Origin of the sequence: Salegentibacter sp. (assembly GCF_041642575.1) — a bacterium.
In the GTDB taxonomy this organism is placed as follows: Bacteria; Bacteroidota; Bacteroidia; order Flavobacteriales; family Flavobacteriaceae; genus Salegentibacter.
In genome coordinates this window covers 1-11895 of the sequence record NZ_JBEPWD010000069.1, presented here as the reverse complement: position 1 = coordinate 11895, position 11895 = coordinate 1, and the positions used below count along the sequence as shown (strand labels likewise).

Below are 11895 nucleotides of genomic sequence, written 5' to 3'. Positions count from 1 at the left end.
ATCACTTTTCCTCCGCCCCTGATCCAGGATTTTAAATTGTTGAATCCGCTTTCATCCAGAAGTTCACTGTAATTACCTTCAGGCATTATCAGCACATCGAATTGAGATAAGTCTACCCCTGAAAAATAATCGGTGCCAATGGAAGTGATAGGATACTCTAATTCCTGCTCAAAGAAATACCAGATCTCGCCATAATTAAGCGAAGATGTCCCTTTTCCTCTTAAAACGGCAATTTCAGGAGTATTGATCACCTTGATCTCGGGCGAACCAAAATCAGGGCCGCTACCGGCAAAACTGGTTTTTGCCGCTAATAATTCTCGCTGGTGTTCATTGGCCAAACTGGTCACTTTTTCATCAAAATCCTCCAGGCTTCTGTTGTCGCTTTTGGTGATCACCAGACTTCCGCGGTCAAATTTCTTACCTTCGTTTTCAAACGGAACTTCGCTGAATCTTACTTTTATATCCTCCTTCAGCAAAGCTGCAAGAAACTGTGCATCCTGCATAGAGTTCCATTTAGAGACATAACCCGCTCCCGAGGCTTGTGCTGTGTTTTTGATCTCAGGCGCTTCAGTTAAGCTTTCCGAAGAAACCTCTCTTTTACTGGCAACGGCCTCCAGACCATAGGCATAGGGCAGGCTCCAGGCCGTGATGTCGTAAGTAAGTGAATCAACAAGATAGGTTGAAGGTTCAAATAGCACATCTACCATCTTTCCTTTAAGCTGATTGGTATTTACAACCAGGTTTTGCTCATCCGGCGTAAAATTTCCCGATTTACCTTGCTCATAAACATAACCGCTAATTCGGTTTGAACTCGTTTGGCCATATTCGATTTCGTGCTTGTCCAGTAAATCTTTTAAAGCAGCAATCTTATCCGGATTTCCTTTTAAAACATAAGATTTATTTTTGAGCTGGCTGTTGTCAAAATAACTTCTGAATTCCTTATTCAAACGTTCTGCATTTTTCGAAGAAATCTCTACCGTAGATAATCCCGTGGTGTGATGGTGCTCCACCCGGTCTTTTAAAGTAAGCTCGTAACCTTCATCGGTGTTGATGCCAAGCCCTACGTGCCCCGCCTGTTCATAGGTCATCCCGATAGCTCCCATATAAGTGGGGTAGGTGTCACCATAACTTGGGTATAAAAGGTCAAAACGTTCTTTGGTGAAGTATAACCAGCCTTCTTCGTCAAAATAACGGGCGTGGTTCTTCCCGATCTCGGTTTGAAATTCCCGCTGGAAGGGAGTTATGATCTCGTGAAAGGGTTCGGCTGCCGGCGCAAAATAATAAGGCTCGTTCATTCCTTGCTCGTGAAAATCTACGTGGATATGTGGTAACCATTGGTTATAGATCTTTAATCTTTCCTGGGTTTCAATTTGTGTCGCCCAGGCCCAGTCGCGGTTTAGATCAAAAAGATAGTGATTGGGTCGGCCGCCTGGCCAGGGCTCGTTATGCTCAATGGCTGCCTGGTTGGTGTTATAAGGTTCGGCTTTCACCTGGTTGTACCAGTTAGCGTAGCGATCGCGCCCATCGGGATTTACCGTGGGATCTATTATAACCACAGTATTTTCCAGGTAATCCTGATTTTCGGTGATGAGGGCATAAAGGGTTTTCATAGAAGCCTCGGTGCTGGAAGCTTCATTGCCGTGAACATTATAACTAAGCCATACAATGGCTATATCTGTCTCGCCTTCGTCTCTGGCATTTGCCAGGTGCTGGTTTCTTATCTGTTCAAGATTTTTGATATTTTCTTCTGAAGAAACCACAGCATAGGTAAGGGGCCTGCGCTCATAGGTTTTGCCGTAAGTGTGATATTCCACCAGGGGGGAATTTTCAGCGATGTGCTCAAAATAATTAACCACATCGGCGTGTCTACTGAATTGCGTTCCCAATTCATAACCAAGAAAGTCTGTTGGGCTCTGAAGTTGGGCATAGCTCTGAAATACGAAAAATAGCAGGAAGAAAGGAAGTAGAATTGTTTTCATTTATTAATTTTGAGGATTACAAACCGTGGTAAAGATAGCGTGCAGCGCCAAATTAACTAAAAATTAGCCGAAAAAATATCTAATCTGGGTATCTTTACGCCACCAAAGAATTGCTAATGCCAACTGAGTGTATCCCATATAAAGAGACAAACTATTTTTCTGAACTTATTTTAGATTACCTGGCGCAAAAGGAAAAGCTTAAACCATTTTATAAGCGTTTTCCTGAATTTGAGAATTTCAAAGCTCAAATCGAAGAAAAAACTTCGTTTCCAGTAGAAAACCGGGAGGTTTTGGTACAGAGCCTGAAGCAGCAATATGCCGAAACAAAAGTTTCAAGCGCTACTTCCAAAAACATCGATAAACTTTCTCAAAAAACCACTTTTACTGTGGTCACGGGACATCAGCTTAATCTGTTTACCGGCCCGCTTTATTTTCTGTACAAGATCGTTTCCACGATAAATCTTACTAAACTTTTAAAGGAAAAATATCCTGAATATGACTTTGTGCCCGTTTACTGGATGGCCACCGAAGATCACGACTTTGAAGAGATCAGTTTTTTTAATCTTCATGGGAAAAAGTTCAAGTGGGTAAATGCTGAAGAAAGTGCAGGACGGGATGCCGTAGGAAACCTTTCCACCAATGGCCTCGAGGAGGTGTACAAGCTTTTTTCAGCAGAAATTGGTGGCGGCAAGAATGCTGATTATTTAAGGAATCTGTTCGACAAAGCATATCTGCAGCACGAGAATCTAACTGACGCTACCCGATACCTCGCGAACGAACTTTTTAAGGAACAGGGACTGGTAATCCTGGATGGACAGGGTAAGGATTTGAAAAAGCTGTTTATTCCCTATGCTCAGAGGGAACTCACCGAGCAACTATCCTATAAAACCACGCTCCCCAAAACTGAAGCGCTTAATGATTTAGGTTACCAGGTTCAGGTAAATCCACGGGAGATCAACTTATTTTATTTGCACAATGAATTGCGGGAACGCATAATAGAACGCGAAGACCGCTATTTTGTTCATGATACCGAGATTGAGTGGAGCAGGGATGAGATCATCAGAGAACTTGAAGATTACCCCGAACGTTTCAGTCCCAATGTGATGCTTCGGCCGCTCTATCAGGAAGTGATCCTGCCTAACCTTTGCTATATTGGTGGCGGCGGAGAGCTGGCTTACTGGCTGGAGTTAAAGGATTATTTTGAAGCTGAAAAAGTGCCCTTCCCGGTACTATTGCTTCGGAATTCTGCTTTGATTCAGCATGAAAAGATCAATGAAAAGCGGGAGAAGCTCAATATTTCCTTAAAGGAACTCTTTTTGAAGCCGCACGAGCTCATCAACAGAAAAGTAAGGCAGATATCTAATATCGACATAGATTTTTCTCCGCAGAAAGAGCATCTAGTGAAGCAATTTCAGCATTTATATGAACTTGCAGAACAAACAGACAAAACCTTTTTGAACGCAGTAAAGGCCCAGGAGGTAAAACAATTAAAAGGACTTGAGAACCTGGAGAAACGACTCCTTAAAGCTCAGAAACGAAAGCTGGAAGATCATGTACACCGCATAGCCGAACTGCAGAACGAGTTGTTTCCCAACCAAAGTTTGCAGGAAAGACATGCCAATTTCTCGGAACTTTACGCTGAATATGGTGAAGATTTGATCTCCACCTTATTAAAAGAATTAAACCCATTAGAGGCTGAATTTAAAATTTTGACTTTTGGAAAAAAATAGAATGCATACCATAGATATGGACCTGGTAGAAATGACCCTTGATGTCATGAAATATACCATAGACCGTATCTCCAACGTGACTCCCGAAATGGGAGCTCCCAAAAAAGAAGAAGACCTTTTGCGTATTGTGGGCGAAACCATCACGCCTGAAGGAATTGGAGGCGAGACTGCCTTTCAGTTGTTCAGGGATGTTTTAGTGAAAGCCACAGTCCCTATAGATCACCCACGACATCTGGCCTTTGTGCCGGCAGCACCTACCAGAGCTGCTATCATGTTCGATTTAGTGACTTCGGCATCCAGTATTCACGGAGCTTACTGGATGGAAGGTGCCGGTGGAATTTTCTGCGAAAATCAGGCGATGAAGTGGTTGGTTTCCCTGACCGGCCTTCCACAGGATTCTTTTGGGGTTTTTACCAGTGGTGGTACCGCTGCTAATCTTTCAGCCCTGGTTACTGGACGCGAAGAATGGCGCGGCCGAAATCCTGAAAATGAAGATCTCAAAGCCCTGCTAATCACTTCCAGTGGAGCGCATAGTTCAATTAAAGCTATGGCGAAGGTGATGGATGCTGAGGTAAGGTTAGCCGATTGTGAGGATGAACATCTTACCGGGCCAGAATTGCAGGATACCATTGATAAGCTTAGTAAGAATGATCGAAAACGCCTTTTCGCAGTTGTAGCGACCGGCGGAACAACCAATGCCGGAATTATCGATGAGCTCGACACTATTGCAGAAGTTTGTTCTAAAGAAGATATTTGGTTACATGTTGATTGTGCATACGGTGGCGGAGCCTTAGCAGCCTTATCGGTGAGACATTTGTTCAATGGAATTGAGCAGGCCGATAGTATAACTATAGATCCGCATAAATGGTTATTTTCACCTTACGATTGTGGTGCCGTGATCTATAAGGATATGGATTTGGCAAAAAATGCCCACTCTCAAAAGGGTGCCTACCTGGAGATTTTTAAAGATGAAGGAGCTCATGGTTTTAATCCTGCCGATTACCAGATACAATTAACACGAAGGGTGCGTGGGATGCCGCTTTGGTTTTCCCTGGCTATGCACGGCACCAACAAATACCGGGAGGCTATTGAACGTGGTATCGAACTGGCCCAGATCGCAGAGAAGAAGGTGAAAGAAGACGATCATTTTGAGTTGGTAAGGCCGGCAAGCCTTTCTGTGGTTTTATTTAAAAGAAAAGGCTGGACCCCGGAAATGTATCGCGACTGGACCTACAAAAATCATCGTGAAGGTTTTGCTTTGGTCACTCCAACCACCTGGAACGGCGAAACCGTGGTTCGCTTTTGTTTTATCAACCCTGATACTACCGAAAAAGATATCGAAATGATCCTGGATACCCTGAAATAAAATAAAGGTCATATACTTTCTGAAAAGAGGTTAACAAACTGTTTATTAGTTTTTTAACCTCTTTTTTGTATATTTAATTCTTTATATCCTGGGAACAGATCCCAATTTGTCCCTACTTTATTGCATAACCTAGCCTAAAACAGGAATTATTAAAACCAACCAATATGAAAAATGTAATGAGTTTATCGCTGCTTATCTTTCTGATGAGTTTTAGCGGTCAGTCACAAACCGATCCGGCAGAAGTTGAAGATCAAATTCACGAGAAAACCGGGAAAATGGTAGAAAAATTAAATTCCGGAGATCATGAAGGTTTTGCATCTTATTTTTCTGAAGATACAAACCTTAAAATCACGGGTGCCGAGCCATTTAGTGGGCGTGAGGCCGTGGCAAAAGCTCATCAGCCAATGACTGAAAACGCTATGCAACTGGAGCTGAACAGTGAGGAGTTTTTTCACCATGGAGAATATGCCACCGAAATGGGGAGCTATCAGATTTTTACCTCTGATGGTGAGGAAGCCGATTATGGTAATTTTATGACCCTATGGAAAAATGTTGGTGGCGACTGGCAGATCTTTAGAGATGTGATAAGCAGTAGTTCGGAGGAATAATTTTATTAATCTATTTCATAATCTAACCGCATTGTAATTGATGCGGTTTTTCTTTTATCGGCGGTATTGTAAGCTCCGCTCCAGCTGTAATCTTCCCCGCTATTCTGGCCGGTGATCTGGAAGACTCCCATATTGGCATTTTTTAAATTACCCAGGCTTCCTCCGCTATTTTCGGCAATTCTTTCAGCTCTTAGCCGGGCATCCTCAGTAGCTTTTGAGATCATTTCAATTTTGAGATCAGCAAGTTTAGTGTAGTAATACCTGGGAGGGGTGGAGTTGAATTGCACTCCTTTATTCAATAATTCGGTGATCTCCCGGGCAACTTCTTCTACCTTTTCTACTTCGGAAGCTTCGATCTTTATATTTTGAGTAAGCAGGTATCCCTGGAAAATGCTTCCCACATAATTCCCGTTCTGATATTGATTTTCCCGTTGCTCTGAAGTCTGGACTGAATTAAAAACAATATTTTCCTCTTGTATACCTTTATCTATCAAGTAAGTCCTTACCGTTTCCTTGTCGCTGTTAAGATCATTGTAGGCCTGTTCCAGGTTTGGATTCATCCGGCTAAAGCTGCCTTCCCAAACAATAAGGTCTGAAGTAAAATTTTCACTTCCTGAGCCGGTAACCGAGATCACGCCATCGGGATTGGCACGGCTTACATAAGAATTGCCCAGAAACCAGGCTGCAATTACTATAGCGAGGGCAAAGATCACAGCGCTTAGGTACTTCATTTTATAAAAAATAAGGGTTCAGTATAAAGATAGAAAATAAACCCGCCGGTTATTTTATTTTTGCCTCAAATTATTACTTTTGTCTATGCAAAAAAACGTACTTATTTTAGACTTCGGTTCGCAGTACACGCAGCTTATTGCAAGGCGCGTTAGAGAACTAAACATCTACTGCGAAATTCATCCCTACAACAAGATTCCTAACGATCTTTCAGAATTTAAAGCGGTCATCCTTTCAGGAAGCCCCTTTTCTGTAAGGGGAGAAAATGCCCCACATCCTGATCTTTCCCAAATTCGAGGAAAAAAACCTATGCTGGCTGTTTGTTATGGTGCCCAGTACCTGGCTCAGTTCAACGGCGGAAAGGTTGAACCATCTGAAACCCGGGAATATGGCCGTGCCAATCTCTCAGTGATTAAAGATGCTGAACCCCTGTTTGAGGATATCATGGAAAATTCACAAGTATGGATGAGCCATAGCGATACTATCAAGGAACTTCCCAATAACAGCGTTCGGTTGGCCAGCACTGCCGATGTGCTGAACGCGGCATACCGCATCGATGGGGAAGATACTTTCGCCATTCAGTTTCATCCGGAGGTTTACCATTCTACCGATGGAAAGCAACTACTGGAGAACTTCCTGGTAAAAATTGCAGGAGTAGCACAAACCTGGACTCCGGGGAAATTTGTTGATCTAACGGTAGCCGAGTTAAAAGAAAAAATAGGTAACGATAAAGTGGTGCTTGGCCTTAGTGGTGGAGTTGACTCCAGTGTTGCCGCGGTGCTTCTACATCAGGCCATAGGAAAAAACCTTTACTGTATTTTCGTAAATAACGGACTTCTTCGCAAAAATGAATTTGAGAGTGTACTGCACCAGTATAAAGATATGGGGCTTAATGTAAAGGGAGTAGATGCTTCGGCACGATTTCTGAAAGCTCTTGAGGGGATTAGTGACCCCGAAGCAAAGCGAAAAGCTATTGGAAACACCTTTATTGAGGTTTTTGATGATGAGGCGCACGAAATTAAAGACGTGACCTATCTTGCCCAGGGAACAATTTATCCCGATGTTATTGAGTCGGTTTCTGTAAATGGTGGACCTTCAGCAACGATTAAGTCACATCACAATGTAGGAGGCCTGCCCGATTTTATGAAACTTAAGATCGTTGAACCTCTGAAAATGCTCTTTAAAGATGAAGTAAGAAGAGTGGGAGCAGAACTCGGAATTGATAAAGAATTACTGGGAAGACATCCGTTCCCGGGACCCGGCCTTGCGATAAGGATCCTGGGAGATATTACTGCCGAAAAGGTACGTATCTTGCAGGAAGTAGATCATATTTTTATCCAGGGATTAAGAGACTGGATGCTGTATGATAAGGTTTGGCAGGCAGGAGCGATCCTGCTTCCGGTGAGTTCGGTTGGTGTTATGGGCGATGAAAGAACCTACGAAAAAGTAGTGGCCCTGAGAGCAGTGGAATCTACCGATGGAATGACTGCCGATTGGGTGAACCTACCTTACGAGTTTTTGCAAAAAACCTCTAATTCCATAATAAATCGGGTTAAAGGCGTTAATAGAGTAGTATATGATATAAGTTCTAAACCCCCGGCCACAATTGAATGGGAATAGGTTTTAGAAGATAAAAAACATAGATATGAGATACCTTTTAGTTTTGTTCTTTGCTTTGCAGTTGTTTAGTATTTCGGCCTTTGGGCAGGAGTATAAATATCATGAAGTAAAACCCGGGGAGACAGTTTATAGCATAGCGAAATCCTATGATATTAGCGAAGATGCTATTTATAAATACAACCCGGATGCCAGGAACGGAATTGAGGTATCTTCGAAACTTGTAATTCCTGTTAGCGAGGCGAAGGCTTCTGCTGAAGAAAGTGACGAGATCAGTTTTAAAACACATACGGTAAAGCGCAAGGAAACCCTGTTCAGTTTATCAAAACAATATGAGGTGAGTATAGATGATATTAAGCGCTATAATTCCCACTTGTATTCTTCTGAATTACGTACCGGCGAAGAAATCAGAATTCCTGTAGGTGGAATGGAGAAAGCACCTGCAGCTCCCGAAAGAAGAACAAGTGCCGATATTAAAAATCAGATTACCGATACCCGGGAACATGTCGTGCTTCCCAAGGAAACCAAATATGGGATTGCCCGTAAATATGGCCTTACCGTCAAGGAGCTTGAAGCACTAAACCCGAAAGTAGATGTATTACAACCGGGTGTTATGATAAGGGTGGGCACCAAGGTGCTCGATCAGCCTGTTATTCTTACCGGGGATAAATTCGAATTTTACGAAGTTAAGTCTAAAGAAACTCTTTACAGTTTGTCAAAGCGTTTTGATGTGGAACAGGATTCTCTAATAGCTTTGAACCCTGCCTTAAAAGAAGGACTTAAAACCGGGATGGTGTTAAAAGTACCTAATAAAGGTGAAGGAATGGGTAATCTTGATGAGTCTGAAACCGAAGAACTAAATGATCCCGATCGGTTAGAGGAAGAAGATTTTGCCTCTACTAAGCTCGATCTTAGAAACACGATTCGTAATCGGGAGACAAAGGAAATTGCGCTAATGTTGCCTTTTAATCTACATAAGATTGCTTCAGATTCTTTGGGAGATTATAAAAAGGCCATTCAAACCGAAAGGGTACTGCGTATATCTCTTGATTTTTACGGTGGAGCTTTAATGGCTGTAGAAGAAGCCAAAGAACTGGGGATCTCTGCCAGGGTTAGTACCTATGATACCCGTCAGAATGCCGGAGAAGTGGTAAATATTATCAACACTAATAATTTTGATAATGTAGATGCTGTGATTGGTCCATTTCTTCAGAATAGCACTGAAGCGGCTGCGGCGAGGTTGGAGCCCAAAGGTATTCCTGTTATCAGCCCATTGTCTAACAGATCTATGAGACCTTTTGATAATTTATTCCAGTCCAGGCCTACTGATAATATGCTCCAGGATGCTATGCTGGAATATCTGGAGGAAAATGGCGATGACAAGAATATTGTGATTATCGCTGATGGACAGGCCTATCAGGTCAAAGAACGTTTGAGAAACATCTTTCCCTCGGCACGTGTTATCACGCCTTCCAGCGGGAATGTAAAAGAATCTGAAATTAAAAATGCTCTTGTTGAGGGCCGTGAAAACTGGGTGATTCTCGAAACTTCCAGTGTAGGCGCTCTGAGCAGTGCTACTTCAGCATTAAACCGTTTGGCCAGGGATCTGGATATAACGCTGTTTACTACCGATAAAAACAGCACTTATGATAATTATAATGTCTCTAATGATCACCTGGCACGATTAAAACTGCATTATCCTTCTGTAGACAGGGAATATGACAGGGAAGTTTCCGAAGAATTTCTGAAAGAATATGAGGAGAAATTTGGGGTAGAACCCAACCGGTACGCCGTTCGTGGATACGATCTCACCCTGGATATCCTCTTAAGGTTAGCATCGGCCAAAGATCTTTATGAGTCTTTTGAAGATCATAAAGGCTTTACAGAATATAACGAGAACAAATTCTACTACACCAAACGCGCTGAAGGTGGTTTTCACAACCAGGCCCTTTATATTATGAGACTAAATGAAGATCTAACCCTAAGCCCGGTAGAATAATGACCTCTAAAGTTATATATCAGGGAAATCTAAGAACGGAAGCTGAGCATTTGCAGAGTGGCCGTAAAATGATCACCGATGCTCCTGTTGATAACCACGGAAAGGGAGAAGCATTTTCTCCAACAGATACTGTGGCAACCGCTCTTGCTACTTGCATGCTAACGGTAATGGGGATTAAGGCAGAGGAGATGGAGGTTGAACTCGAAGCCACTACTGCAGAGATCACCAAAACCATGGCCGAAAACCCACGTCGAATTTCCAAAATTGAGGTAAATCTTTATTTTCCAAATGTTTATTCTGAAAAACAGACTAAAATTCTGGAACATACTGCCAGAACCTGTCCCGTCTTGCAGAGTCTGCATCCCGAAATAGAAAAGATAATCAGTTTCAATTACCCCTCGTGATGAGGCAACTTTTCTTTCTCCTTCTTTTGCTTTTCGCTGCTGATAATTCTCTTTCTCAGGAACACGAAAAAATTGAATGGAAGGAAGGACAAAAACTTACCTGGGATGATTTTAAAGGCACTCCCAAAAAAGCGTTGGCCTACGAAGCAAACACTAATTCAGGAATTTCTTTTTCATGGAATTATAGCACCGAAAGTGGGCAGCCTGTTTTAAAATATGAGGTGGTTACCAATTTCTTTCCTCAGCTTTCTTGGGTTAAAGATAATGAGAAGGATTTATATCTTCTCGGACACGAACAGCTCCATTTTGATATTTCTGAATTGCACGCACGCAAACTTCGCAAAGCAATTGATGAATATGAACCCGGTAGAAATATCAGACGGGATCTAAATCGGTTATATGAAAAGATCGAAAAAGATCGCGTGGCAATGCAAAACCTCTTCGATGTCGAAACCAATCATAGCACAGACAGAGAAGCTGAGGCGCAATGGAGAATATTTGTAAAGGAGGAATTAGACAGACTAAGCGGCTATCGTTATTAAAGTCGTGCTATTTCTGCTTTGGTGGTTTCAAACTCCTTAATCATCTCTTCTACGATCTCTGCTGCAGGTTTTATTTCGTGAATAAGCCCGGCTATCTGGCCTATTTCCAGTTCGCCTTCTTCCAGATCTCCCTCGAACATCCCTTTTTTAGCCCGGGCCCTGCCCAGTAATTTGATCAGGTCTTCTTTGGAAGGTGAACTTTGGTACATTCTTTCAATATCCTGGTAAAATTTGTTTTTAAGCAATCTGACCGGAGCAAGTTCCTTTAGCGTTAAAATGGTATCACCTTCTCCGGCTTCTACTACCATCTCCTTAAAATTTGGATGTGAAGAAGCCTCATTAGAAGCTACAAACCTGCTTCCAACCTGTACGGCATCTGCGCCCAATACCATCGCTGCAAGCATTCCCCTACCCGTGCCGATTCCGCCGGCGGCGATAAGTGGAATTTTTATTTTTTCCTTAACCATTGGAATCAAAGTGAAAGTGGTAGTTTCATCGCGGCCGTTATGCCCTCCGGCTTCAAAACCTTCCGCGACAACTGCATCAACACCGGCTTCCTCTGATTTTAAAGCGAATTTCACGCTGCTCACAACATGAACTACCTTAATTCCATTTTCCTGTAAATGCTTTGTCCAGACCTTTGGATTTCCGGCAGAAGTAAAGACGATCTTTACACCTTCTTCCACGATGATCTCCATTAGTTTTTCGATATCGGGGTAGAGCATAGGCACGTTCACAGCAAAGGGCTTTTCGGTTGCTTTTTTACACTTTTGAATGTGTTCTCTAAGGATCTCCGGGTACATGGAACCTGCCCCTATAATACCGAGTCCACCGGCATTGCTTACCGCGCTGGCAAGTCGCCACCCGCTGGCCCAGATCATTCCGGCCTGGATTAATGGATATTTTATATTGAAAAGTGAG

10 protein-coding genes are annotated in these 11895 nt (G+C 42.7%); 7 read left to right on the top strand and 3 right to left on the bottom strand.

Features of this window, described 5'->3' with window-relative positions; translation table 11 throughout:
- Positions 1-1979: M14 metallopeptidase family protein (locus ACESK1_RS10045; protein WP_372920048.1), on the bottom strand; the 1979-nt coding region annotated here is incomplete at its 3' end.
- A gap of 116 nt (positions 1980-2095) precedes the next feature.
- Between ACESK1_RS10045 and bshC the strand changes: the two genes are divergently transcribed.
- The 3 genes from bshC to ACESK1_RS10030 all read left to right on the top strand — a co-directional run bounded on the left by bshC (position 2096) and on the right by ACESK1_RS10030 (position 5683).
- The gene (gene bshC, locus ACESK1_RS10040; RefSeq protein ID WP_372920047.1) at positions 2096-3709 is read left to right on the top strand and encodes a bacillithiol biosynthesis cysteine-adding enzyme BshC; all 1614 of its coding nucleotides are present in this window, start codon (positions 2096-2098) and stop codon (positions 3707-3709) included.
- A gap of 1 nt (position 3710) precedes the next feature.
- Positions 3711-5075, top strand: a complete 1365-nt coding sequence (locus ACESK1_RS10035; protein ID WP_372920049.1) for an aspartate aminotransferase family protein — start codon at positions 3711-3713, stop codon at positions 5073-5075.
- Positions 5076-5239: 164 nt separating this feature from the next.
- Positions 5240-5683 (top strand): DUF4440 domain-containing protein, encoded by a 444-nt coding sequence (locus tag ACESK1_RS10030; protein ID WP_372920046.1) that lies wholly within the window; start codon positions 5240-5242, stop codon positions 5681-5683.
- 5 nt (positions 5684-5688) lie between these two features.
- Here the strand turns inward: ACESK1_RS10030 and ACESK1_RS10025 are convergent, their stop codons facing one another.
- Entirely contained in the window at positions 5689-6414 is a 726-nt protein-coding gene (locus ACESK1_RS10025) for an SIMPL domain-containing protein (protein WP_372920045.1), read from the bottom strand.
- 85 nt (positions 6415-6499) lie between these two features.
- Between ACESK1_RS10025 and guaA the strand changes: the two genes are divergently transcribed.
- Genes guaA through ACESK1_RS10005 form a run of 4 tightly spaced genes read left to right on the top strand, consistent with a single transcriptional unit; the run spans position 6500 to position 10974 of the window.
- Positions 6500-8032, top strand: coding sequence for a glutamine-hydrolyzing GMP synthase (gene guaA, locus ACESK1_RS10020; RefSeq protein WP_372920044.1), 1533 nt, complete (start codon positions 6500-6502; stop codon positions 8030-8032).
- 25 nt (positions 8033-8057) lie between these two features.
- Complete coding sequence (locus ACESK1_RS10015) at positions 8058-10028, top strand: LysM peptidoglycan-binding domain-containing protein (RefSeq protein ID WP_372920043.1); 1971 nt, start codon at positions 8058-8060, stop codon at positions 10026-10028.
- Positions 10028-10432: an OsmC family protein gene (locus tag ACESK1_RS10010; RefSeq protein ID WP_372920042.1), complete on the top strand. Its 405-nt coding sequence runs from the start codon at positions 10028-10030 to the stop codon at positions 10430-10432. The genes ACESK1_RS10015 and ACESK1_RS10010 overlap by 1 nt, the downstream gene beginning before the upstream one ends.
- On the top strand, positions 10432-10974 hold the full coding sequence (locus ACESK1_RS10005) for a DUF922 domain-containing protein (RefSeq protein ID WP_372920041.1): 543 nt from the start codon (positions 10432-10434) through the stop codon (positions 10972-10974). The genes ACESK1_RS10010 and ACESK1_RS10005 overlap by 1 nt, the downstream gene beginning before the upstream one ends.
- Here the strand turns inward: ACESK1_RS10005 and ACESK1_RS10000 are convergent.
- Positions 10971-11895 (bottom strand): NAD(P)H-dependent flavin oxidoreductase (locus ACESK1_RS10000; RefSeq protein ID WP_372920040.1); only part of this gene is annotated, 925 nt, incomplete at its 5' end. The two genes, ACESK1_RS10005 and ACESK1_RS10000, sit on opposite strands and share 4 nt — an antisense overlap.

What these genes read in the sequence shown, in the direction of transcription:
- bshC (WP_372920047.1), top strand. Translation starts at nt 2,096, where the DNA reads ATGCCAACTGAGTGTATCCCATATAAAGAGACAAACTATTTTTCTGAA.
- ACESK1_RS10035 (WP_372920049.1), top strand. Translation starts at nt 3,711, where the DNA reads ATGCATACCATAGATATGGACCTGGTAGAAATGACCCTTGATGTCATG.
- ACESK1_RS10030 (WP_372920046.1), top strand. Translation starts at nt 5,240, where the DNA reads ATGAAAAATGTAATGAGTTTATCGCTGCTTATCTTTCTGATGAGTTTT.
- ACESK1_RS10025 (WP_372920045.1), bottom strand. Translation starts at nt 6,414, where the DNA reads ATGAAGTACCTAAGCGCTGTGATCTTTGCCCTCGCTATAGTAATTGCA.
- guaA (WP_372920044.1), top strand. Translation starts at nt 6,500, where the DNA reads ATGCAAAAAAACGTACTTATTTTAGACTTCGGTTCGCAGTACACGCAG.
- ACESK1_RS10015 (WP_372920043.1), top strand. Translation starts at nt 8,058, where the DNA reads ATGAGATACCTTTTAGTTTTGTTCTTTGCTTTGCAGTTGTTTAGTATT.
- ACESK1_RS10010 (WP_372920042.1), top strand. Translation starts at nt 10,028, where the DNA reads ATGACCTCTAAAGTTATATATCAGGGAAATCTAAGAACGGAAGCTGAG.
- ACESK1_RS10005 (WP_372920041.1), top strand. Translation starts at nt 10,432, where the DNA reads ATGAGGCAACTTTTCTTTCTCCTTCTTTTGCTTTTCGCTGCTGATAAT.